18 protein-coding genes and 1 riboswitch are annotated in these 22428 nt (G+C 71.6%); of the genes, 11 read left to right on the top strand and 7 right to left on the bottom strand.

Features of this window, described 5'->3' with window-relative positions; genetic code table 11:
• Positions 1 to 29: 29 nt before the first annotated feature.
• The gene (locus ACFW9D_RS04740) at positions 30 to 1280 is read right to left on the bottom strand and encodes a citrate synthase (RefSeq protein WP_384617751.1); all 1251 of its coding nucleotides are present in this window, start codon (positions 1278 to 1280) and stop codon (positions 30 to 32) included.
• Between the two features lie 96 nt (positions 1281 to 1376).
• Here ACFW9D_RS04740 and ACFW9D_RS04735 point away from each other — a divergent pair, with 96 nt between their 5' ends.
• Positions 1377 to 2546, top strand: a complete 1170-nt coding sequence (locus ACFW9D_RS04735; RefSeq protein ID WP_384617750.1) for a citrate synthase — start codon at positions 1377 to 1379, stop codon at positions 2544 to 2546.
• Between the two features lie 32 nt (positions 2547 to 2578).
• Here the strand turns inward: ACFW9D_RS04735 and ACFW9D_RS04730 are convergent, their stop codons facing one another.
• A complete protein-coding gene (locus tag ACFW9D_RS04730) occupies positions 2579 to 2815 on the bottom strand; it encodes a hypothetical protein (RefSeq protein ID WP_188336423.1) in 237 nt (78 codons plus the stop codon).
• Between the two features lie 214 nt (positions 2816 to 3029).
• The gene (locus ACFW9D_RS04725; RefSeq protein ID WP_384617748.1) at positions 3030 to 3563 is read right to left on the bottom strand and encodes a DUF6082 family protein; all 534 of its coding nucleotides are present in this window, start codon (positions 3561 to 3563) and stop codon (positions 3030 to 3032) included.
• Between the two features lie 297 nt (positions 3564 to 3860).
• Here ACFW9D_RS04725 and ACFW9D_RS04720 point away from each other — a divergent pair, with 297 nt between their 5' ends.
• A complete protein-coding gene (locus tag ACFW9D_RS04720; protein ID WP_384617745.1) occupies positions 3861 to 5030 on the top strand; it encodes a CobW family GTP-binding protein in 1170 nt (389 codons plus the stop codon).
• Here the strand turns inward: ACFW9D_RS04720 and ACFW9D_RS04715 are convergent.
• A complete protein-coding gene (locus ACFW9D_RS04715) occupies positions 5027 to 7483 on the bottom strand; it encodes a DNA topoisomerase (ATP-hydrolyzing) subunit A (protein ID WP_384617744.1) in 2457 nt (818 codons plus the stop codon). The two genes, ACFW9D_RS04720 and ACFW9D_RS04715, sit on opposite strands and share 4 nt — an antisense overlap.
• 332 nt (positions 7484 to 7815) lie before the next feature.
• Here ACFW9D_RS04715 and ACFW9D_RS04710 point away from each other — a divergent pair, with 332 nt between their 5' ends.
• From ACFW9D_RS04710 to ACFW9D_RS04695, 4 genes are all read left to right on the top strand, one after another.
• Entirely contained in the window at positions 7816 to 9171 is a 1356-nt protein-coding gene (locus ACFW9D_RS04710) for a pitrilysin family protein (RefSeq protein WP_188341259.1), read from the top strand.
• A gap of 17 nt (positions 9172 to 9188) precedes the next feature.
• Positions 9189 to 10556, top strand: a complete 1368-nt coding sequence (locus tag ACFW9D_RS04705; protein ID WP_384617813.1) for a M16 family metallopeptidase — start codon at positions 9189 to 9191, stop codon at positions 10554 to 10556.
• Between the two features lie 305 nt (positions 10557 to 10861).
• Positions 10862 to 11026, top strand: a riboswitch (cyclic di-AMP (ydaO/yuaA leader).
• 12 nt (positions 11027 to 11038) lie between these two features.
• Positions 11039 to 11830: a M23 family metallopeptidase gene (locus tag ACFW9D_RS04700; protein WP_188336419.1), complete on the top strand. Its 792-nt coding sequence runs from the start codon at positions 11039 to 11041 to the stop codon at positions 11828 to 11830.
• A 269-nt stretch (positions 11831 to 12099) separates the two neighbouring features.
• Positions 12100 to 12786 (top strand): GntR family transcriptional regulator, encoded by a 687-nt coding sequence (locus tag ACFW9D_RS04695; protein ID WP_384617741.1) that lies wholly within the window; start codon positions 12100 to 12102, stop codon positions 12784 to 12786.
• A 228-nt stretch (positions 12787 to 13014) separates the two neighbouring features.
• Here ACFW9D_RS04695 and ACFW9D_RS04690 read toward each other — a convergent pair whose 3' ends face one another.
• Positions 13015 to 13296 carry an HPr family phosphocarrier protein gene (locus ACFW9D_RS04690; RefSeq protein ID WP_188336417.1) on the bottom strand — a complete coding sequence of 94 codons (282 nt, stop codon included), beginning with the start codon at positions 13294 to 13296 and terminating at the stop codon, positions 13015 to 13017.
• 177 nt (positions 13297 to 13473) lie between these two features.
• Between ACFW9D_RS04690 and ACFW9D_RS04685 the strand changes: the two genes are divergently transcribed.
• The 4 genes from ACFW9D_RS04685 (at position 13474) to ACFW9D_RS04670 (ending at position 18874) form a co-directional block, all read left to right on the top strand.
• A complete protein-coding gene (locus tag ACFW9D_RS04685; protein WP_384617737.1) occupies positions 13474 to 16296 on the top strand; it encodes a GNAT family N-acetyltransferase in 2823 nt (940 codons plus the stop codon).
• Between the two features lie 83 nt (positions 16297 to 16379).
• The gene (locus ACFW9D_RS04680; protein ID WP_188336415.1) at positions 16380 to 16970 is read left to right on the top strand and encodes a DUF5998 family protein; all 591 of its coding nucleotides are present in this window, start codon (positions 16380 to 16382) and stop codon (positions 16968 to 16970) included.
• The gene (locus tag ACFW9D_RS04675) at positions 16967 to 18154 is read left to right on the top strand and encodes an alkaline phosphatase family protein (RefSeq protein WP_188336414.1); all 1188 of its coding nucleotides are present in this window, start codon (positions 16967 to 16969) and stop codon (positions 18152 to 18154) included. The genes ACFW9D_RS04680 and ACFW9D_RS04675 overlap by 4 nt, the downstream gene beginning before the upstream one ends.
• 69 nt (positions 18155 to 18223) lie before the next feature.
• Positions 18224 to 18874: a thymidine kinase gene (locus tag ACFW9D_RS04670; RefSeq protein ID WP_188336413.1), complete on the top strand. Its 651-nt coding sequence runs from the start codon at positions 18224 to 18226 to the stop codon at positions 18872 to 18874.
• Positions 18875 to 18903: 29 nt separating this feature from the next.
• On the opposite strand, the gene ACFW9D_RS04665 is transcribed toward ACFW9D_RS04670, so the two are convergent.
• Positions 18904 to 19692 (bottom strand): VOC family protein, encoded by a 789-nt coding sequence (locus tag ACFW9D_RS04665; protein ID WP_384617735.1) that lies wholly within the window; start codon positions 19690 to 19692, stop codon positions 18904 to 18906.
• A 217-nt stretch (positions 19693 to 19909) separates the two neighbouring features.
• On the opposite strand from ACFW9D_RS04665, the gene ACFW9D_RS04660 reads away from it, so the two are divergent.
• On the top strand, positions 19910 to 20764 hold the full coding sequence (locus ACFW9D_RS04660; protein ID WP_384617732.1) for a sulfurtransferase: 855 nt from the start codon (positions 19910 to 19912) through the stop codon (positions 20762 to 20764).
• 120 nt (positions 20765 to 20884) lie between these two features.
• On the opposite strand, the gene sepH is transcribed toward ACFW9D_RS04660, so the two are convergent.
• Positions 20885 to 21958, bottom strand: coding sequence for a septation protein SepH (sepH, locus tag ACFW9D_RS04655; protein WP_188336410.1), 1074 nt, complete (start codon positions 21956 to 21958; stop codon positions 20885 to 20887).
• Positions 21959 to 22428: the final 470 nt, after the last annotated feature.

The raw sequence follows: 22428 nt of genomic DNA, 5'->3' as shown, positions 1-22428 counted from the left end.
TGACCTGCGGATCGGCCCCCGCCCGGAGGTCATGGCAGCGGCTGAGGCGGTCGCACGCCTACGTAGTGGCCTGTCGGCCGCATACGGAGAGGGCGCTCCCCGTACTCCTCCAGGGCGTGCGCGATCCAGCCGGCGGTGCGTGCGACGGCGAAGATCGTCTCGCCGGCCTCCGCGGGCATGCCGAACGACGTGGTCAATACCGCGAGGGCCAGATCCACATTCGCGTGCAGATCGGTGTGCCGGGCGGTGGTCGCCACCACGTCGCGTGCCGCGGCGAGGGCGGGTTCGGCAGCGGGCAGCCCTTCGAGCGCGGTGAACAGGGCCTGGGCGCGCGGGTCCTCGCCCTTGTAGAGGCGGTGCCCGAGGCCGGGGACGGGCCGCCCCGCCCGGAGTTCGTCCGCCACGACCGGCCCCGCGCTGCCGCGGTCCAGGACATCGAGGAGGAGGCGGTGTGCCAGACCGCTCGCGGCTCCGTGCAGGGGCCCCTCCAGGACGCCCAGGCCCGCCGAGACGGCCGCGTAGGCGTGGGCGCGGGCCGAGGCGGCCACGCGGACGGCGAGCGTGGAGGCGGCCAGATCGTGGTCGACGAGCAGGCCGAGTGCCGTGTCCAGGACGCGAAGTGACACCTCGTCGGGATGCCGGTGGGAAAGACGCCCCCACAGGCGCTGCGCGATGGGGTCGCCGTCGGCGTAGGTGGCGTTCCGGAGGGGGAGCGTGGCGGCCAGCGTCGGGATGAGGGAGCGGGCGGCGCCGAGGACGGAGTCCTCGGAGAGGTCGTAGCGCAGTGGGTCGGCGGTGGCGGCCGCGACCGCCGCGACCCTCAGCCGGTCCACCGTGCTGCTGTGCTCGGGCAGGGCGCCGGCCGCTCGGCGGGCCGCCGACAGGGCCTCCTTGGGTGCGGAGAAGCGCGCGCCGGGGCGGAGTGCGCCGGTCCACAGCCACTCCGCGACCTCCTCGAAGGAGTGATGCGCGACGAGCTCGGTCGCGTCGACCCCCCGGAAGAAGTACCTGTCCTGCTCGATGAGGGTGAGGCTGGTGCGCACCGACAGGTCCGATCCGGTCGAACTCGGCGCGCTTTCCCGCCTGTTGCGACGGGCGAGCGCGTCCACCTCCGACGCGTCGAACGTGCTGCCGCGGCGCCCCTGTCCGCGACGGCTCGTGAGCTGGCCGCGGCTCACGTAGGCGTAGACCGTCTCGGGCTTCACGCCCAGTCGTTCGGCGGTCTCGCGGGTGGTCAGTCGGCGGGCCTCCTGGGCCGCTGCCGGTTCTTGATCCCTCATGCGCGTCACCGTACCCATCGACTGAATATTGATTCAATCAATATTGACAGGGATCGAGTCAAGAGTGGACAGTCGAATCAAGTTCAGGGAGGAAACATGCCGATCAACGGGACCACGTCCACCCCCGTCATCGACGTACCGCGCGGCCTCGCCGGCGTCGTCGTCACCGACACCGCGCTCGGTGACGTCAGGGGACGTGAGGGCTTCTACCACTACCGCCAGTACTCCGCGGTCGAGCTAGCGCAGACCCGCAGCTTCGAGGATGTCTGGCACCTGATGATCCACGGGGAGCTGCCGGACAAGGCGCAGTCGGAGTCTTTCGCCCGCCGCACCGCGGAGCTGCGCCGGCTGCCGGACGAGGTGCGGGCCGTGCTGCCCGCCGTGGCCCGGGCCGGAGCGCTCTCGGGGCCGCTCGCGGGCCTGCGGACCGCGCTGTCGCTGTTCGGGGCCGCACGGGGATTCCGGCCTGTCTACGACATCGACGCCGAACGGCGCACCGAGGACACCCTGGCGGCCGCCGCGGTCGTGCCCACCATGCTCACGGCGCTGCACCGGCTCGGTGAGGGGCTCGAGCCCGTCGAGCCGCGTGAGGACCTCGCGTACGCGGCCAACTACCTCTACATGATGACGGGTTCGGAGCCGGAACCCGCACGCGCCCGTGCCGTGGAGCAATACCTGATCTCAACCATTGATCACGGATTCAATGCGTCAACCTTCACGGGGCGCGTCATCGCGTCGACCGGAGCGGATGTCGCGGCGTGTCTCGTGGGTGCCGTCGGCGCGCTGTCCGGACCGCTGCACGGCGGGGCACCGAGCCGCGCGCTCGACACCCTGGACGCCATCGGCACTCCCGACCGCATCGACCCCTGGATCCGCGAGCGGGTCCTCGCGGGCGACCGGATCATGGGCTTCGGCCACCCCGTCTACCGCACGGAGGACCCGCGCTCGCGCATGCTGCGCGGCATCGCGGAGGGGTTCGGCGGCCCGCTGGTGGAGTTCGCCGTGGAGGTCGAGCAGCGCGTCGAGGCGATCCTGGCCGAACTGAAGCCGGGCCGGGAGCTGCACACCAATGTGGAGTTCTACGCGGGCGTGGTCATGGAGCTGTGCGGCCTGCCGCGCACGATGTTCACGCCGACCTTCGCGGCGGCGCGGGTCGTCGGCTGGAGCGCCAACATCCTCGAACAGGCCCAGGACTCGAAGATCATCCGGCCGACGGCCCGGTACGTGGGCGCGGAGCCGCCGGTGGCGGTGCCGACGCTCGACTGATCCGGCCCCAGGGAGGGGTGGGCCGGGCGCGGTCAGACGTCGGGGATGTCCTTCTTGGCGCGCAGGATGGTCTCCCGGCTCACGATCACGATCCGCTCGTACGCGGCGACCCCCGCGTCCGCCGGCAGCTCACCCCTGAGGTCTTCGGTCGCCTCTGTGCCGATCACGGCGAAGTTCCCGTCGCTCAGCTCGAAGACGTCCGGGCACGTGGCCCCGGACGTGCTTCCGCGTTCACGTGGAGAGGCCCCGATGCGGCGTACGATCTTCAAGTGAACCGGTTCTTTCTGGGCGTGCCGGGGTGAGGGGCTTTCCGGGCGTGCGGGCAAGCGGCGCCCGCACGGGGGAAATCCGCCGGGGCCCAATGTGACGTGAGACTACCGCTGATGCGTCGTGGATTCCGGCAAGTTCCTTGATTCCTTCACCAGTTCGGCGTATGGGCTGACCCGTACGTGGGTAAGCCCGGCTCTCCGATGTGACGGACGGTCACTCGGACGGCGCCTCTCCGACCACCCACCACTCCTCGGTGTCGGAGGCCGCCTCGATCTCCTGGAACAGGGCTTCCGCCATACGCCCCACCTCCGCCTCGCTGGATGCGGGATCCAGTGAGGCGCGATGGGGACGGGTCACTTCCCAGTACTCCCTGATGTGCTCGCTCTGGAAGAGCTCACGGAGTGCGCTGAACAGGGCCCGCTGGTCGAGCAGGCCCGCCTCGTACTTGTGGAACGCGTTGATGTACCAGAGGTTGGCGTACATGTACTGACGCCGCTTCTGCGGGGTGAGTCCCTCGACCCCGTAGTTGTCGATCACCACCGCCAGCTCCGGGTCGTCGATCGCCTTGCTCAGGAGCTCCCAGTGCATGCGCTGCTGGTGGGCGCGGGCCTGGCGTCGGCGTTCTTCGGAGGCTGTTTTCGGGCCTGGGCCGAAGCGCTGCCACAGATGAGTCGCGGCGCACCCGGCCAGGGCGCCGACGACCGCGGCTGTCACGTTCCGGCTTGCCCAGTGACTCTTTGTGACCATGTCAACCCCCGATTCAGGCGACCGTGCGCCGGTCGTCGGTGAAGGGTCGACGGATGCGGGGACCGGCGAGCGGTGGGCGGCGCGCTTGCCGTCTCCCGGAGCGCCGAGCGGCTCTGGTCGGCTGGGAGGCGGAGAGGAGGCGCGCGGGGATGCTCAGGGAACGAAAACCGGCGCCATGTCCAACGTGTGCCCAAAGAGCGGCGTTAGCAATCGTTCACTTCGTGGGCTTTCTACGCGCTCGTATTCTGGGGCAGCAGTCATCCTTCGTACGAGAGCCGCCCCGTGAGAGAGGTCGCGTTGAGCAAGGCCAGCCCGCAGCAGATCCCCGTCGTCGTCCTCGCGGGCTTCCTCGGCTCGGGGAAGACCACGTTGCTCAATCACCTGCTGCACCACAGCGGGGGCACCCGCATCGGAGCGATCGTCAACGACTTCGGGTCGATCGAGATCGACGCCATGGCCGTCGCCGGGCAACTGGGGGACTCCACCGTCTCGCTCGGCAACGGTTGTCTGTGCTGTGCCGTGGATGCCGGTGAACTTGACGTCTATCTCGACAAGTTGACTCGTCCGGTCAATGACCTGCATGCCATCGACGTCATCGTCATCGAGGCGAGCGGGATCGCGGAGCCGCAGGAGCTCGTCCGGATGGTCCTCGCCAGCGAGAATCCGCGGGTCGTCTACGGCGGTCTGGTGGAGGTCGTCGACGCCGCAGAGTTCGACGCCACACGGGAGAAGCACCCCGAAGTGGAGCGTCATCTGGCGCTCGCGGACCTCGTCGTCGTGAACAAGGCCGACCGTGTGGAGGACGGCGAGAGGCAGCGCGTCCTGGACGCCGTCCGGGGCGCGGCCGAGCGTGCCGCCGTCGTGACCGCCTCCTATGCGCGGATCGACCCGGACCTGCTCTTCGACAGCCGGCCGTCGACGGAGCGGATCGGACAGCTCTCTTTCGACGACCTGCACCGCGAGGATCAGCACCGCGACGACCAGCACCGCGATGGTCTTCGCCCAGGCGCGGACCACGGAGGGCATCTGCACGCCGCCTACGACAGCGTCGCCTTCACCTCCGAAGTGCCGATGGACCCGCGCCGGCTGATGGCCTTCCTCGACGGCCGGGCCGAAGGGCTCTACCGCATCAAGGGATATGTCGACTTCGGCACGGGCGACCCGCGCAACAGGTACGCCGTGCACGCCGTCGGGCGCTTCCTGCGCTTCTACCCGGAGGCGTGGCCCGCGGGGGAGCCGCGGCTGACGCAGCTCGTCCTCATCGGATCCGGGATCGACGCCGAGGCCCTCCACGACGAGCTCGCAGCGTGCGAGAGCGGGAGTGGGAGCGAGCGCGGGAGCGGGAGCGAACAGAGCGACGCCCCGCACCCCGCGGACGAGCGCGGCATGTGGGGCGTTCTGCGCTACGTCCAGGACAAGGGCGACCCCGCCCCGGACGCAGCGGACTACGACACAGCGGAGATCTAGACCGGGCCCGCCACGACCGAGACCGTCTTCGGGAGCGAGACCCCCGAGCCGTCACGGCGCGGGTCCATCTCCGGCAGTTCGGCGGGCATGCCATTCTTCTGCGCCGCACGCGCGGGCACCGGGCCCGCCCAGGCCAGGCTCAGACAGTCCTCGCCCTTCAGGAAGCGCTGACAGCGCACACCGCCCGTGGCGCGGCCCTTCCTCGGGAACTGGTCGAACGGTGTGAGCTTGGCCGTCGTCTGCACCGAGTCGTCCAGCGTGCCGCGCGAGCCCGCCACGGTGAACACCACGGCGTCGGCCGCCGGGTCGACCGCCGTGAAGGAGATGACCTTCGCTCCGGTCGCCAGCTTGATGCCCGCCATACCGCCCGCGGGCCGGCCCTGAGGCCGGACGATCGATGCCTGGAAGCGCAGCAACTGGGCGTCGTCCGTGACGAAGACCAGGTCCTCCTCGCCCGTGTGCAGCTCGACCGCGCCCACGATGCGGTCGCCGTCCTTCAGCGTGATGACTTCCAGCTCTTCCCTGTTGGACGGGTAGTCCGGCACCACACGCTTCACGACACCCTGCTCCGTGCCGATCGCGAGCCCCGGCGAGGACTCGTCGAGCGTCGTGAGACACACGACCTGCTCGTCGGCCTCCAGGGAGGACAGGAACTCGGAGATCGCCGCGCCGCCCGACAGGTTCGGCGCGGTGGCCGTCGGCGGGAGCTGGGGCAGGTCGATCACGTTCAGTCGCAGCAGACGGCCCGTCGACGTCACGGCGCCGATCTCACCGCGCGCCGTCGCGGGCACCGCCGAGACGATCACGTCGTGCTTGACGCGCTTGCCGTCGTCGTCCGCCGCGAAGGGCTCGTCCGACGCCGTGCGGGCCAGCAGGCCCGTCGAGGACAGCAGCACGCGGCACGGGTCGTCGGCGACCTGCAGCGGCACCGCGGCCACCGCGGTCCCCGCGGACTCCAGGAGCACCGTGCGCCGGTCGGTGCCGAACTTCTTCGCCACCGCCGCCAGTTCGGCCGAGACCAGCTTGCGCAGCTCGGTGTCGGAATCCAGGATGCCGGTCAGCTCGTCGATCTCGCCGTTGAGCTTGTCGCGCTCCGCCTCGAGCTCGATGCGGTCGAACTTGGTGAGCCGGCGCAGCGGCGTGTCGAGGATGTACTGCGTCTGGATCTCGGTCAGCGAGAAGCGCTCGATCAGGCGCTCCTTGGCCTGCGCGCTGTTCTCGCTGGAGCGGATCAGGCGGATGACCTCGTCGATGTCCAGAAGGGCGACGAGGAGACCCTCCACCAGGTGGAGACGGTCCTGCTTCTTGCTGCGGCGGAACTCGCTGCGGCGGCGGACCACGTCGAAGCGGTGGTCCAGGTAGACCTCGAGGAGCTCCTTGAGGCCGAGCGTGAGCGGCTGGCCGTCGACCAGCGCCACATTGTTGATACCGAAGGACTCCTCCATCGGCGTCAGCTTGTAGAGCTGCTCCAGGACGGCCTCGGGCACGAAGCCGTTCTTGATCTCGATGACCAGGCGCAGGCCGTGCTCGCGGTCCGTGAGGTCCTTGACGTCGGCGATGCCCTGGAGCTTCTTCGAGCTGACCAGTTCCTTGATCTTCGCGATGACCTTCTCGGGCCCCACCGCGAAGGGCAGCTCGGTGACGATCAGCCCCTTGCGGCGGGCCGTCACCGCCTCCACCGACACGGTCGCGCGGATCTTGAAGGTGCCGCGGCCCGACTCGTACGCGTCCCTGATGCCGGACAGGCCGACGACCTTGCCGCCCGTGGGCAGGTCCGGGCCGGGGACGAACCTCATGAGCGTGTCGAGGTCGGCGCCCGGGTGCTTGATCAAGTGGCGCGCGGCGGCGATCACTTCGCCCAGGTTGTGCGGCGGCATGTTCGTCGCCATGCCGACCGCAATGCCGGACGTGCCGTTCACCAGCAGGTTCGGGTACGCCGCCGGGAGGACGACGGGCTCCTGCTCCTGGCCGTCGTAGTTCGGCGTGAAGTCGACCGTGTTCTCTTCGATCGACTCGGTCATCAGCGACGCGGCCGGGTCCATGCGGCACTCCGTGTACCGCATGGCCGCCGGACGGTCGTCGTTGCCGAGCGAGCCGAAGTTCCCGTGACCGTCGACCAGGGGGACCCGCATCGAGAAGGGCTGGGCCAGGCGCACCAGGGCGTCGTAGATCGACGTGTCGCCGTGGGGGTGCAACTTACCCATGACCTCGCCGACGACACGGGCGCACTTCACGTAGCCGCGCTCGGGGCGCAGGCCCATCTCGTTCATCTGGTAGACGATCCGCCGGTGGACGGGCTTCAACCCGTCCCGCGCATCGGGCAGGGCACGCGAGTAGATGACCGAGTACGCGTACTCCAGGTAGGAGCCCTGCATTTCGTCGACCACGTCGATGTCGAGGATCTTCTCCTCGAAGTCGTCGGGCGGCGGGGTCTTCGTGCTGCGGCGGGCCATCGCTGCTGCGGCTCCTTCACCAACATGAACGGGTACATGAACGAGAACTGTCGCGGACCATTGTGGACCGCCCCACTGACAACACCGATCGCGACCCGTCCATACCGACGGGTCCGCGGCCGCCGCCGGGTGCTCGCACGCTACCCGTGCGGCGCGCCCGGCTCGACCCGCACCGTGGTTCCGGCCCGCTCCGCGCGGCGCTTCCCGCTCGCTCTCGGCGTAGCCCCGGCGGGAACTTCGCCAGGCGTCAGCACGCTTGCATACAGTGGCGGGACTGGTAGCAGTTCTGCGCGTTCACGCAGTTCTCCGCGATCGAAGGGACGTACATGCCCATGGGTCACACGGCCACGGCCGAGGCCGGCTCCGGCGGCCTGACAGCGACCGAGCACCGGCTGGCCAACGGCCTGCGCGTGGTGCTCTCCGAGGACCACCTGACCCCGGTCGCGGCGGTCTGCCTCTGGTACGACGTCGGCTCGCGCCACGAGGTCAAGGGCCGTACGGGCCTGGCTCACCTTTTCGAGCACCTGATGTTCCAGGGCTCGAAGCAGGTGCCGGGCAACGGCCACTTCGAGCTGGTCCAGGGCGCCGGCGGCTCCCTCAACGGCACGACGAGCTTCGAGCGGACGAACTACTTCGAGACCATGCCCGCGCACCAGCTGGAGCTCGCGCTCTGGCTGGAGGCCGACCGCATGGGCTCCCTGCTCACGGCCCTCGACGACGAGTCGATGGAGAACCAGCGGGACGTCGTGAAGAACGAGCGCCGCCAGCGCTACGACAACGTGCCCTACGGCACCGCGTTCGAGAAGCTGACCGCCCTCATGTACCCCGAGGGCCACCCGTACCACCACACGCCCATCGGCTCCATGGCCGACCTGGACGCGGCCACCCTGGAGGACGCGCGGAACTTCTTCCGCACCTACTACGCGCCGAACAACGCGGTGCTCTCCGTGGTCGGCGACATCGACCCGGAGCAGACGCTCGCCTGGGTGGAGAAGTACTTCGGTTCCATCCCGGGCCACGACGGCAAGGCCGCCCCGCGCGACGGCGCCCTGCCCGAGGTCATCGGCGAGCAGGTCCGCGAGGTCGTCGAGGAGGACGTGCCGGCCCGCGCCCTGATGGCGGCCTACCGGCTCCCCGAGGACGGCACGCGCGCGTGCGACGCCGCCGACCTCGCCCTCACCGTCCTCGGCGGCGGCGAGTCCTCGCGCCTCTACAACCGCCTGGTGCGCCGGGACCGCACCGCTGTGGCCGCCGGCTTCGGCCTGCTGCGCCTGGCCGGCGCTCCCTCCCTCGGCTGGCTGGACGTGAAGACGTCCGGCGACGTGGAGGTGCCCGTCATCGAGGCCGCCGTGGACGAGGAGCTCGCCCGGTTCGCCGAGGAGGGGCCCACCGCCGAGGAAATGGAGCGGGCGCAGGCCCAGTTGGAGCGCGAGTGGCTGGACCGGCTCGGCACCGTCGCGGGCCGCGCCGACGAGCTGTGCCGCTACGCCGTCCTCTTCGGCGACCCGCAGCTCGCCCTCACGGCCGTGCAGCGCGTCCTCGAGGTGAGCGCCGAGGAGGTCCAGGAGGTCGCCAAGGCCCGCCTGCGCCCCGACAACCGCTCGGTCCTCGTCTACGAGCCCACGGCGGCCGAGGACACCGACGAATCCGACGAGAGCGACCAGAGCGACGAGGAGGCGGGCCGGTGACCGAGCAGCTCGCGACCATGGACTTCCACCCCCGGCCGCAAGCGGGCGACGCCAAGCCGTGGGCCTTCCCGGCCCCGCAGCGCGGCGCGCTCGGCAACGGCCTCACGGTGCTGCGCTGCCATCGCCCCGGCCAGCAGGTCGTCGCCGTCGAGATCAACCTGGACGCACCGCTGGACGCCGAGCCCGAGGGTCTCGACGGCGTCGCCACGATCATGGCGCGCGCCTTCTCCGAGGGCACGGACAAGCACTCGGCGGAGGAGTTCGCGGCGGAACTGGAGCGCTGTGGCGCCACCTTGGACGCGCACGCCGACCACCCCGGCGTCCGCGTCTCCCTGGAGGTGCCCGTCTCCCGCCTCCCGAAGGCCCTCGGCCTGCTGGCGGACGCCCTGCGCGCCCCCGCCTTCGCCGACAGCGAGGTCGAGCGCCTGGTGCGCAACCGCCTGGACGAGATCCCGCACGAGAGCGCCAACCCGGCCCGCCGTGCCGCCAAGGAGCTCTCCAAGCAGCTGTTCCCCGCCACGTCGCGCATGTCGCGCCCGCGGCAGGGCAGCGAGGAGACCGTCGCCGGCATCGACGCGGCGGCCGTGCGCGCCTTCTACGAGCAGCACGTCCGCCCGGCCACCGCCACCGCCGTCGTGGTGGGCGACCTCTCGGGCGTCGACCTCGACACCCTCCTGAAGGACACGCTCGGCGCCTGGACCGGTGACACGACGCAGCCGCGCCCCGTCCCGCCGGTCACCGCCGACGACACCGGACGCGTCGTCATCGTCGACCGCCCCGGAGCCGTCCAGACGCAGCTGCTCATCGGCCGCATCGGCCCCGACAAGCACGACCGCGTGTGGGCCGCCCAGATCCTCGGCACGTACTGCCTGGGCGGCACGCTGACCTCCCGTCTGGACCGGGTGCTGCGCGAGGAGAAGGGCTACACCTACGGAGTGCGCTCCTTCGCCCAGGTGCTGCGCTCCACGGCGGACGGCACCGGGGCCGCGATGCTCGCCATCAGCGGTTCCGTCGACACGCCGAACACCGGACCGGCGCTCGACGACCTGTGGAAGGTGCTGCGCAAGCTGGCCGCCGAGGGACTGACGGACGCCGAACGGGACACGGCGGTGCAGAACTTGGTGGGTGTGGCCCCGCTGAAGTTCGAGACCGCGTCCGCCGTCGCGGGCACGCTCGCCGACCAGGACGAGCAGCAGCTGCCCGAGGACTTCCAGGCCCAGCTGTACCGCCAACTGGCCGCCACGGGCACCGTGGAGGCCACCGCGGCCGTCGTGAGCGCCTTCCCGGCGGACCGCCTGGTGACGATCCTCGTGGGCGACGCCGCGCAGATCGAGGAGCCCGTCAAGGCCCTCGGCATCGGCGAGGTGACGGTCGTCGCCGGCTGACGCCACCACATGACCGTCGTCGCCGGCCGACGACGCCACGCCAGGGCGGCACCGCCCGAAACGGGACGAAGCCCCGGAAGCCACACAGGCCTCCGGGGCTTCGTGGCGTCACTCACGTTTCCCGTGAACGCTGTTCGGTTCGCCCGACGCGCCACCGTGCGTCGCAAATGCCCGAATTGATGTAGAGGTTGCCTGTGTGCCCTGTGGCATGCGCTACAAAAGCCGGGATCCGTTTGTTGATTGAAAGATGTCCCGCTTAGCGTCGGTCCGGCTGTTCGCCACGTATGAGCCGCGCCCGCGGCCCCGGACAGTCATCGCCGAGTCCCCCACGGCGCGAGCCAGGGGAGCCGGGGACCCACCGCAGTCCCTGGGGTGAATCGGACGCTCTTCCCGTACGGGGAGGGGGCCCGTAGGAGACCTTCCTGCTCCGAACCCGTCAGCTAACCCGGTAGGCGAGAGGGAAGGAAAGGATCAGCCACTCCATGGCGTTCACCCGTGCCACCGGGAAGCATCGTCGTCCGAGCCGCCTCACGCGCACCACGGCGCAGGTCGCCGGCGTCGCGGCGCTCACCACGACCGGTGTCATCGGAGGCCTCGCCGCCCCCGCTCTCGCCGCCGACACCGCCGCGCCCGCCGACCAGAACGGTCTGACGCAGGCCATCGCGATCGGCGACACCCTGGCCGCCCAGATCGACGCCCAGGCGACCGCCCAGAAGAAGGCCGCCGAAGAGGCCGCCGCGCAGAAGAAGGCCGAGGCCGAGGCCAAGCGCCGCGCCGAGGAAGCCCGCCGTGAGGCCGCCGAGAAGGCGGCCAAGGAGCGCGAGGCCAAGGAGCGTGCCGCCCGCGCGGCCGAGCGCAAGCGCCTCAACACCTACGTGGCGCCCATCTCCGGCTCGTACGTCTCGACCGCCTACAAGGCGTCCAGCGGCCTGTGGTCCTCCGGCAGTCACACCGGCATCGACTTCCACGCCGCCAGCGGCACGACCGTCCACGCGGTCGGCTCGGGCACCGTCGTGGAGGCCGGCTGGGGCGGCGCCTACGGCAACAACATCGTGATCAAGATGAACGACGGCACGTACACCCAGTACGGCCACCTGTCGTCGATCGGTGTCTCCGTCGGCCAGAGCGTGACGCCCGGTCAGCAGATAGGCCTCTCCGGCGCCACCGGCAACGTGACCGGCCCGCACCTCCACTTCGAGGCCCGCACGACGCCCGAGTACGGCTCGGACATCGACCCCGTCGCGTACCTCCGCTCGCACGGCGTGGGCATCTGAGGCGTCCGACCCGACGCCCGCAGCACGCACCGCAGGAAAGCCCCGGCCGACCGCCGGGGCTTTCGCGTTCCCGCATCCCGCCGATCCCGCGCCCAGTCCCCGCTGTCCAAAAAATATCCCTCGATTCCAAGCTCCCGTCGGAAATTCGAGCGCGGTGGAATAGAGTCACTGGACGAGCGCGCGGAAATCGGTGCCGATCGCGCTTTTCAGGGGCGCCCGCTCTCCGTCATGCGCGGGGATCGGGCGGAGAGCAAGGCGGAGGTCGGGGCATGCGCATTCCCGCGCACTCGGTATGCACGGCGATCCGCGACGACATCGTCGCGGGCGTGTACGAGCGCGGCAGCAGACTCACCGAGGAACTGCTCGCGCGCCGCTACGGAGTCTCGCGCGTGCCGGTCCGTGAGGCGCTGCGCACCCTGGAGGCGGAGGGCTTCGTCGTCACGCGCAGGCACGCGGGCGCGTGCGTGGCCGAGCCCACCGAGCAGGAGGCGGCCGATCTCCTGGAGATCCGCATGCTCCTCGAACCGCTCGGCGCCGCCCGCGCCGCGCAGCGCCGCACGGACGCCCACCTCAAGGTGCTGCGGGGCCTGGTCAGGCTGGGGCAGGAGCGCTCGAAGGAAGGGGGCGGCGAGGATCTGCGGCCCCTGGGCGCCTGGTTCCACGAGACGCTCGCCCAGGCCTCCGCCAGCCCCGGCCTCATCACCCTGCTCACCCAGGTCCGGCACAAGATCGCGTGGATGTACGCGGTCGAGATCCCCGAGCGGCCCGTCGAGTCCTGGGCCGAGCACGGCGCGGTCGTCGACGCGGTGGCCCGTCGCGACGTCGAGCGCGCCCGCACCCTGACGGCCGCGCACATCGCACGCGAGGCGACCGTCCACCGGCTGCGCGTGCCCCGCGCGGGCGAGCGTGTGAGGACTTCGCAACATGCCGTCAACACGACCGGGCTCCACCATTAACACGGCCGCCGTATACAAAGACGTACGGCATTCATGGAATGGCCCGCCCGGAGTTTTCCCTGCCTGAATTCATTCAGGGAATTTCCGCGTCGGGTCTTTCGGTGATGAATTGCGCTCGCCGTCCCAGGTGTGGAAGCAGGAATACGTCCGGGAAATGCGGAACCGCGCGCCCCCGAAGGGAACGCGCGGTTCTGACGCCGAACGCCGTGGAGTCGGCGCTCAGCGATTTCAGACGGTCTCGGGAAGCTCGTCGAGGCCCTCGGCGACCAGCTTGGCCAGACGGTCGAGCGCGACGTCCGCACCCTCGGCGTCGGAGGCCAGGACGATCTCCTCGCCACCCTGGGCGCCCAGGCCCAGTACGGCGAGCATGGAGGCGGCGTTGACGGGGTTGCCGTCGGCCTTGGCGATGGTCACGGGGACGCCGGCCGCCGTGGCCGCGCGGACGAAGATGGAAGCGGGGCGGGCGTGAAGGCCCTCGGCCCAGCCGACGTTGACGCGGCGCTCAGCCATGTGATGCTGCCCTTCAGATGACTCAAGGTTGTCTAGACCATTCTAAGCACACCGGGCTGCGGACCCGGATCCCCCGGGCCGCAGCCCATCGGACCCCCTTAGCGTGCCCCCGGGCCGCCGGGCACGCGACCCGTACGACAGGCGCCACTTGTCGGCGGTCCGCCCTACTCTTGCCGCATGGAGACCCCGTCGGACCGGCACGCCTACCCCGCCCACTGGGAGGCCGACGTCGTGCTGCGCGACGGCGGCACCGCGCGGATCAGGCCCATCACCACCGACGACGCGGACCGGCTGACCAGCTTCTACGAGCAGGTGTCGGACGAGTCGAAGTACTACCGCTTCTTCGCCCCCTACCCCCGGCTGTCCGCCAAGGACGTCCACCGCTTCACCCATCACGACTACGTGGACCGGGTGGGACTCGCCGCCACCGTGGGCGGCGAGTTCATCGCGACGGTGCGCTACGACCGGATCGACACCCACGGCCGGCCCGCCTCCGCGCCCGCGGACGAGGCCGAGGTCGCCTTCCTCGTGCAGGACGCCCACCAGGGACGCGGCGTGGCCTCCGCCCTTCTGGAGCACATCGCGGCCGTCGCGCGCGAGCGCGGCATCCGCCGGTTCGCCGCCGAGGTGCTCCCCGCCAACACCAAGATGATCAAGGTCTTCACGGACGCCGGATACACTCAGAAGCGCAGCTTCGAGGACGGCGTCGTACGCCTCGAGTTCGACCTGGAGCCCACCGAGGCCTCCCTCGCCGTGCAGCGCGCCCGCGAGCAGCGCGCCGAGGCCCGCTCCGTCCACCGGCTCCTCGCCCCCGGCTCCGTCGCCGTGATCGGCGTCGGACGCACCGCGGGCGGAGTGGGCCGCAGCGTTCTGCACAACCTGAAGGAGGCCGGATTCACCGGCCCCCTCTACGCAGTCAACAAGGCCTACCCGGAAGGCCTCACCGAGGCCGAGGGCGTCCCCGCCCACCGCTCCGTGCGCGACATCGACCCGGCGGTCCCCGTCGACCTGGCCGTCGTCGCCGTCCCCGCCCCCCAGGTGCCCGAGGTCGTCGCCGAATGCGGCGAGCGCGGCGTCCAGGGGATCGTCGTCCTGTCCGCCGGATACGCCGAGAGCGGCCCCGAAGGACGCGAGCGCCAGCGCGCCCTCGTCCGCCAGGCCCGCACCTACGGGATGCGCCTCGTCGGACCGAACGCCTTCGGGATCGTCAACACCTCGCCCGACGTACGGCTCAACGCCTCGCTCGCCCCCGAGATGCCACGCCCGGGCCGCATCGGACTGTTCGCCCAGTCCGGCGCCATCGGCATCGCCCTCCTGTCCCGCCTGCACCGCCGCGGCGGCGGCGTCACCGGAGTCACCGGCGTCTCCACCTTCGTCTCCGCGGGCAACCGCGCGGACGTCTCCGGCAACGACGTCCTGCAGTACTGGTACGACGACCCCGACACCGACGTCGCCCTCATGTACCTCGAATCGATCGGCAACCCCCGCAAGTTCACCCGCCTCGCCCGCCGCACCGCCACCGCCAAGCCCCTCGTGGTCGTCCAGGGCGCCCGGCACAGTGGAGTCGCCCCCACCGGGCACACCGTCCGCGCCACCCGCCTGCCCTACGGCACGGTCTCCGCCCTCCTGCGCCAGGCCGGTGTGATCCGCGTCGACACCATCACCGAGCTCGTCGACACCGGCCTCCTCCTGGCCCGCCAGCCGCTGCCCGCCGGCCCCCGCGTCGCCATCCTGGGCAACTCGGAATCGCTCGGCCTGCTCACCTACGACGTGTGCCTCTCCGAAGGCCTGCGCCCCAAGCCGCCCCGCGACCTGACCACCGCCGCCACCGCCGCCGACTTCCGCGCCGCGCTCGAAGCCGCCCTCGCCGACGACAAGACCGACGCCGTCGTCGTCACCGCGATGCCCGCCGTGGGGGAGGACATCACCGGCGACGCCGAGCTCGCGGCCGCCCTCAGCGCCGCCGCGGCCACCGTGCCCGCCAAGCCGGTCCTCGTCGTCCACGTCGAGCTCGGCGGCCTTGCCGAAGCCCTCTCCCGCGCGGTCAGCACCGGACCCAACGCGCCCGACACCCAGGCCCCCCGCCCGGCCCCCGCCACGGCCGAGACCCCGGCCGGCGCCACCCCGCGCCTCATCCCCGCCTACCCGGCCGCCGAGCGCGCCGTCCACGCCCTCTCCGAAGTGGTCAAGTACGCCCAGTGGCGGCGCGACGCGGCCGAGCCCGGCAAGGTCCCCGAGTACGAGGACATCGACGAGACCGGGGCCGCCGCCCTGATCGCCGCCGCGCTCGCCGCCGACGACGACCCGCGCGGGGCCGAGCTCACCCCGGAGGACACCCGCACCCTCCTCGCCCACTACGGGATCACCGTCCGCCAGACCCTGCCCGCCCTCGACGCGGACCAGGCGGCACAGGCCGCCGCCGCGCTCGGCTACCCGGTCGCGCTCAAGACCACCGCCCCGCACCTGCGCCACCGCGCCGACCTCGGCGGCGTCCGCCTCGACCTCGCCGACGAGCGCGAGCTGCGTCGCGCCTACGAAGAGCTCACCGACCGCCTCGGCAAGCCGGCCGAGCTGCGCCCCGTGGTCCAGGCGATGGCACCGCGCGGCGTCGACACCGTCGTCCGCGCGGTCATCGACCCCGCGGCCGGCGCCGTGCTCTCCTTCGGCCTCGCCGGAGCCCCCTCCGAGCTGCTCGGTGACACCGCGCACCGACTGATCCCCGTCACCGACAAGGACGCCCAGGCGATCGTCCGCTCGATCAAGACCTCACCGATCCTGTTCGGCTGGCGCGGCGCCGCCCCCGTGGACACACCCGCCCTGGAGGAGGTCCTCCAGCGCGTCTCGAGACTCGTCGACGACCACCCCGAGGTCGTGGCGGTCGCCCTCGAGCCGGTCGTGGTCGCCCAGGACGGCGTCACCGTCCTCGGCGCCTCCGTCCGCCTCGCGCCACCACCCGCCCGCGACGACCTCGGCCCCCGCACCCTTCCCGTCGCCTTCTGACCCGGCCACGGGCGGGCCGGGGCCCCGCGAGCGTTGTCCACAGGCGCACCGGAGGCCTCCGCACGGGCCTTAGGATGGACGGCATGGCCAAGACCAGTACGACGACCCAAGGGCTGCGCGCGGCGATCGAGCGCAGCGGCTACTACCCGGCCCTCGTGGCCGAGGCGGTCGAGGCCGCGGTGGGCGGCGAGGCGATCTCGTCGTACCTCGTGCACCAGGAGACCACGTTCGACGCGAACGAGGTGCGCCGTCATGTCACCGTCCTGGTCCTGACCGACACCCGCTTCATCGTCAGCCACACCGACGAGCAGGCCGCCGACAGCACCTCCCCGACGCCCTACGCGACGACCTCCACCGAGTCCGTCAAGATCGGCCGGATCTCCTCGGTCGTCCTCAGCCGCGTCGTGGCGAACCCCGAGAAGTACGTCCCCGGCACCCTGCCGCGCGAGGTCGTCCTGACCATCGGCTGGGGCGCCGTCTCCCGCATCGACCTCGAGCCCGCCGCCTGCGGCGACCCGAACTGCGAGGCGGACCACGGCTACACGGGCAGCTCCACCGCGGACGACCTGAGCCTGCGCGTCAGCGAGGCCGGCGACGGCCCGGAGACGGTCCGCCAGGCCCTGACCTTCGCCCAGTCCCTGTCCGAGGCGACAGCGGACGCGGGACGCCGATGACCCAGGCCGCCTGGGACGACGTAGAGCCCCTGCCCGTCCACACCGCTCCCGTCCCGGCGTACGGCTCCGGCTCCCTCGCCGACCTGCTGCCGACCCTCGGCTCCCACCTCGGCGTCCCCGACTGCACCGCGGCGATCCCCGAGCTCGCCCCGGCCGACCGCGCCTGCGTCTTCCTCATCGACGGCCTCGGCTGGCGCCAGCTGCGCGAGCACCCCGACGAGGCACCCTTCCTCAGCTCGCTCATGGCGTCCTCGCGCGGCGGCACCGGCCGCCCGATCACCGCGGGCTACCCGGCCACCACCGCGACCTCCCTCGCCTCGGTCGGCACCGGCCTGCCGCCCGGCGCCCACGGCCTGCCCGGCTACACGGTGCGCAACCCGGACACCGGCGAGCTCATGAACCAGCTCCGCTGGAACCCGTGGACGAAGCCGCAGACCTGGCAGCCGTACCCGACCGTCTTCCAGCGCGCCCACGCCGCCGGAGTGCACACCGCACAGGTCTCCGCACCCGCCTTCGAGTCGACACCGCTCACCAAGATCGCGCTTAGCGGCGGCACCTTCCACGGCCGCCTCTCCGGCGAGGACCGCATGGACCTGGCCGCCGAGCAACTCGCGGCGGGCGACCGCTCGCTCGTCTACACCTACTACAGCGAGGTCGACGGCAAGGGGCACCGCTTCGGCGTCGACTCCGACGCCTGGCGCGGCCAGCTCATGTACGTCGACCGCCTCGCCCAGCGCCTCGCCGAGCAGCTCCCGCCCCGCAGCGCCCTGTACGTCACCGCCGACCACGGCATGATCGACATCCCCTTCGACGAGCAGTCCCGCATCGACTTCGACGAGGACTGGGAGCTGCGCGCCGGAGTCGCCCTGCTCGGCGGCGAGGGCCGCGCGCGCCACGTGTACGCGGTCCCGGGCGCCCAGGGCGACGTCCTCGCCGTGTGGCGCGAGGTCCTCGGCGAGCAGTTCTGGATCGCGAGCCGCGACGAGGCGATCGCCGCCGGCTGGTTCGGTCCACAGATCGATCAACGGGTCTACGAGCGCCTCGGCGACGTGATCGCGGCCGCCCGCGACGACGTCGTCATCATCGCGTCCGAGAACGAGCCGAACGAGTCGAAGATGGTCGGCAACCACGGCTCCATGACGGAGGCAGAGCAGCTCGTGCCCCTTCTCGAAGTACGCTCCTGAACGCGCCACGCCCGCCCGACCGACCCGTCAGTCCTCCCTGAACTCCCCCTGAAAGGTGCTCACTTCCCCATGCCCGAGCTGGTGTTCTTCTCCGGAACGATGGACTGCGGAAAGAGCACCCTGGCTCTGCAGATCGAGCACAACCGCTCCGCGCGCGGCCTCCAGGGCATGATCTTCACCCGCGACGACCGGGCCGGCGAGGGCAAGCTCTCCTCGCGCCTCGGCCTGGTCACCGACGCCGTCGAGGTCGCCGACGACCTGGACGTGTACGCGTACGTCGTCGAGCACCTCTCCCAGGGCGGCAGGGTGGACTACGTGATCGCCGACGAGGCCCAGTTCCTCGCGCCCGGCCAGATCGACCAGCTCGCCCGCGTCGTCGACGACCTGGACCTGGACGTCTACGCCTTCGGGATCACCACCGACTTCCGCTCCAAGCTGTTCCCCGGCTCGCAGCGCTTGGTCGAACTGGCCGACCGCGTCGAGGTGTTGCAGGTCGAGGCGCTCTGCTGGTGCGGAGCCCGCGCCACCCACAACGCGCGCACGATCAACGGCGAGATGGTCGTCGAGGGCGCCCAGGTCGTGGTCGGCGACGTGAACCACGCCGAGGACGAGATCGGCTACGAGGTGCTCTGCCGGCGCCACCACCGGCGCCGGATGACCGCCGCCTCCACGCGCGCCGGAGCCCTGTCCCCGGACGTGCTGCCCGTCGCCGCCGACTGACCGCCCGGCGCCACCGGCCGCAGGAACGCCTACCTGTCCCGCTCCCGCTCCTGCGACGTCACCAGCGCGAACGTCGCGCCCTCCGGGTCCGCCACCGTCGCCACCCGCCCGTGCGCGCCGTCCCGGGGCGGACGCACCACATGCCCGCCCAGATCCGCGACCCGCTCGACGGACTCGTCCACGTCCGTGACCTCGAAGTACGTCATCCAGTGCGGCCCGCGATCCCGGGGGAGCGCATGCCCGACGCCCTGCACGGACGCCACGGGTCGATCGTCCAGACACAGCGTCAGACAGTCGAAGTCGGCCGAGACGACGGCCTCTTCGGCGTATCCGAACACCGCCTCGTAGAACTTCGCGACGCTCGCCGTCTCCCGCGTCACCAGCTCGTTCCACGCCACCGTGCCCGGCACCCCGGTCAGCCCCGTGCCCAGGTGCGCAGCGGCCTGCCAGATGCCGAACACCGCGCCTTCCGGATCGGAGCCGATCGCCATCCGCCCCGCCTCCCCGGCGTCCAGCGGCCCCACCCCTACGGTGCCGCCGCAGTGCCGCACCGACTCGGCGGTCGCGTCCGCGTCGTCCGAGGCCAGATACGGCGTCCACGCCACGGGGAACTGCCGGTCCGGCGGCAGCTGACCGATCCCGGCCACCTCCTTGCCTTCGAGCAGCGCCCGCACGTACGGGCCGAGCTGCTCGGGGCCCGGCCCGAACTCCCAGCCGAACAGCGCCCTGTAGAACTCCTGGGTCGCCGCCATGTCGTGCACCATCAGGCTCACCCAGCAGGGGGTGCCAGGTGCGTGCCGGGCCGCTGCCTCGGTCATCGTCACTCTCTCCTCTGATGGCGGCACTCCGTGCCGCGCGGAGCTCCCGGACCACGCCGTAACCGACCGGGCCCTCGCCTTGGGTGCCCGCATTCGGGTCGCGCAGTCGTCGCGGCGCCACATCCCGGCCGTGACCGGGGGTGAACGCTCGGTAGTCGATCGAGCACGCTAGCCGAACGTCGCCGCTCGGGCCAGCCCATGAGCAAGGATGGCCTCCATGAATGCCATCATCACCGCATCCGAACTCGCGAGCGAGTTGGCGGGGGCGACCCCGCCCGTGCTGCTCGACGTCCGCTGGCAGCTGAGCACCGCCAAGGCCGCCGGCGAGCCCGCCTTCGACGGCCGCGCGGAGTACCGCGCCGGTCACATCCCGGGGGCCGTCTTCATCGACCTGGACGCGGAACTGGCAGGCCACGCGGGTGCGAGCGGGCGCCACCCGCTGCCCGACACGGAGGCGTTCGGCGCCACGATGCGGACCGCGGGCGTCTCGGCGGACCGGGACGTGGTCGTGTACGACGGCGGCCAGGGCTGGGCGGCGGCGCGCGCCTGGTGGATGCTGCGCTGGACCGGTCACCCGTCCGTACGGGTCCTGGACGGCGGCCTCGCGGCCTGGGACGGCCCCCTGGAGACGTCCGTACCGGCCCCGCGGGCCGGCACCTTCACCCCTGCACCGGGTGCCAGGGGCCTCCTCGACGCGGACGACGCGGCCGCGCTGGCCCGCTCGGGTCTCCTTCTGGACGCGCGGGCGGCCGAGCGCTACCGCGGCGACGTGGAGCCCATCGACCGGATCGGCGGCCACATCCCGGGCGCGGTGTCGGCGCCGACGACGGAGAACGTCGCGGAGGACGGCCGGTTCCGCCCGGCGGCCGAGCTCGCGGAGCGCTTCAAGTCCCTTGGTGCGACCGGCGATCCGGACCAGGTCGGCGTGTACTGCGGCTCCGGAGTCTCCGGCGCCCACCAGGTGCTCGCGCTGGCCGTGGCGGGCATCGACGCGCAGCTCTACGTGGGTTCCTGGTCGGAGTGGTCCTCGGACGCGTCCCGTCCGGTGGCGACGGGCCCGGATCCCCAGTGACGCCCGTGCGGTGAGACGCCGTCGGGGCCCGCACCGATCACTCGGCGCGGACCCCGACGCTGTCGTCGGCCTCTACGGGAACTGGTTCTTCCCGCTTCCTCAGGCAGTCCTGGCCTTCTGTCAGTCCTGCTTCTTGCGGCGCGTACCGAAGACGATCTCGTCCCAACTCGGCACCGCGGCACGGCGTCCCGGACGCACCCCGTCGGCCTCGGCCTGGCGGTCCGTGGTCCCGGTGAGCCGGTCCCGGTGTCCCGCCACGCTGCGCGGCATCAGGACGTCCGCGTACGCGGATCCCGCACCGGCCGACGCGGCGGGCGGCTCCTCCACGGCCTCGGCGGCCGCGGGCGGCTCCGGCTCCTCCAGCGGAGGCGGCTCGGGGGCCGCCGACGGACGCTCCGGCAGCACGAGGTCGCCGCGGTAACTCGGCACGGCCTCCAGGAGGCTGGTCAGCGAGTCCCGCTCCGAAGACGACGACGCGATCGCCGGGAGGTTCTCCTCGGAAGAGGGCTCCGGCGGCGTCGGACGCTCCAACTGCCGGTCCAGGGCGCGGTCCAGCGGTCGGTCCCGGGGCAGCCGGGCGATCCGCGGCACGAACGGGAACGTGGGTTCGGGCGCACCGATGTCGTCGGACTCGCCGATCAGCGAACGCGCCTCGTCGTCCACGGCCTGGACGAGCCGGCGCGGCGGGTCGTAGGTCCAGCTCGCCGAGTGCGGCTCACCCGCGACCCGGTAGACGAGCAGGACCTCCCAGGTGCCGTCGTCGCGGCGCCACGAGTCCCACTGGACGGTCTCCTTGTCGGCGCCGCGCAGCAGGAGCCGCTCCTGCACCGCCTCGCCGAGTTGGGGGCCGGTGTTCTCGCCGGGACGGCGCACAGGAGTCTTCCTGGCCCGCTCGGCCATGAAGGCACGCTCCGCGAGCACGGGGCCCTCGAAGCGGCGCACACGGTCGACGGGGATGCCCGCGAGCTGGGCGACCTCCTCGGCGGAGGCACCGGCTCGTATACGCGCCTGGATGTCGCGGGGGCGGAGATGGCTCTCCACCTCGATCTCGATCTGGCCGAGGCGCGGACGGTCGCCGCGTACCGCGGCCCGGAGGCGCTCGTCGATCGGAAGCGTGTACTCCGTGCTGTCCGCAGCCTTCAGCACCAGCCGTGTGCCGTCGTTAGAGACGGCCACGACACGCAGTTCGGGCATGGGGACCTCCCGGGTGGTGCCTGCCGACGTCACGTGCGTCGCTGCTTCCGCTAGTCGAGTGTGGCCTGCCCGGGTGCAGCCTGCCACAACCTTGCTGAGTTGCCCGGCGTGTCGGGCACGGGCCCAGGATCGCCGTTATGGCACGGTTACCTGTTCGCAACGCTAAGTGACCGAAGTCGTCACCCTGTGCAACGAGCCCCCTCCTGACGGTCCTGGAAGGCCTCGGGCACCCTGGCGGGAGACCGGGCCCAGGGCTCGCAACAGTACTCCATTCGGGCCACTCACGTGGATCGGCACGCCGCCGAACTTCTCACAGGGGAGGGGAGTTGGGTACGGGCCCCCGGTACCGGAAGGGCGATTCGTGGGGGATCCGCGTGGCGTGCTTCACGAAATCTGCAGAACCGGAACTGCGCTCTTCGTCCGTACGTCCCCTTGTCGTGCGACACAAGAAGTTCGCGTAGCCTCGAGGG

Origin of the sequence: Streptomyces sp. NPDC059524, assembly GCF_042749255.1 — a bacterium.
Lineage (GTDB): Bacteria > Actinomycetota > Actinomycetes > Streptomycetales > Streptomycetaceae > Streptomyces > Streptomyces xanthii.
The sequence above is the reverse complement of the archived record's forward strand: the minus strand, read 5'-3'. Positions and strand labels throughout refer to the sequence as shown.

Bases quoted from the DNA above. Each gene is read 5' to 3' on its own strand.
- ACFW9D_RS04740 (WP_384617751.1), bottom strand. From the start codon at position 1,280: ATGAGGGATCAAGAACCGGCAGCGGCCCAGGAGGCCCGCCGACTGACC.
- ACFW9D_RS04735 (WP_384617750.1), top strand. From the start codon at position 1,377: ATGCCGATCAACGGGACCACGTCCACCCCCGTCATCGACGTACCGCGC.
- ACFW9D_RS04725 (WP_384617748.1), bottom strand. From the start codon at position 3,563: ATGGTCACAAAGAGTCACTGGGCAAGCCGGAACGTGACAGCCGCGGTC.
- ACFW9D_RS04715 (WP_384617744.1), bottom strand. From the start codon at position 7,483: ATGGCCCGCCGCAGCACGAAGACCCCGCCGCCCGACGACTTCGAGGAG.
- ACFW9D_RS04710 (WP_188341259.1), top strand. From the start codon at position 7,816: ATGGGTCACACGGCCACGGCCGAGGCCGGCTCCGGCGGCCTGACAGCG.
- ACFW9D_RS04705 (WP_384617813.1), top strand. From the start codon at position 9,189: ATGGACTTCCACCCCCGGCCGCAAGCGGGCGACGCCAAGCCGTGGGCC.
- ACFW9D_RS04700 (WP_188336419.1), top strand. From the start codon at position 11,039: ATGGCGTTCACCCGTGCCACCGGGAAGCATCGTCGTCCGAGCCGCCTC.
- ACFW9D_RS04695 (WP_384617741.1), top strand. From the start codon at position 12,100: ATGCGCATTCCCGCGCACTCGGTATGCACGGCGATCCGCGACGACATC.
- ACFW9D_RS04690 (WP_188336417.1), bottom strand. From the start codon at position 13,296: ATGGCTGAGCGCCGCGTCAACGTCGGCTGGGCCGAGGGCCTTCACGCC.
- ACFW9D_RS04685 (WP_384617737.1), top strand. From the start codon at position 13,474: ATGGAGACCCCGTCGGACCGGCACGCCTACCCCGCCCACTGGGAGGCC.
- ACFW9D_RS04680 (WP_188336415.1), top strand. From the start codon at position 16,380: ATGGCCAAGACCAGTACGACGACCCAAGGGCTGCGCGCGGCGATCGAG.
- ACFW9D_RS04675 (WP_188336414.1), top strand. From the start codon at position 16,967: ATGACCCAGGCCGCCTGGGACGACGTAGAGCCCCTGCCCGTCCACACC.
- ACFW9D_RS04670 (WP_188336413.1), top strand. From the start codon at position 18,224: ATGCCCGAGCTGGTGTTCTTCTCCGGAACGATGGACTGCGGAAAGAGC.
- ACFW9D_RS04665 (WP_384617735.1), bottom strand. From the start codon at position 19,692: ATGACCGAGGCAGCGGCCCGGCACGCACCTGGCACCCCCTGCTGGGTG.
- ACFW9D_RS04660 (WP_384617732.1), top strand. From the start codon at position 19,910: ATGAATGCCATCATCACCGCATCCGAACTCGCGAGCGAGTTGGCGGGG.
- sepH (WP_188336410.1), bottom strand. From the start codon at position 21,958: ATGCCCGAACTGCGTGTCGTGGCCGTCTCTAACGACGGCACACGGCTG.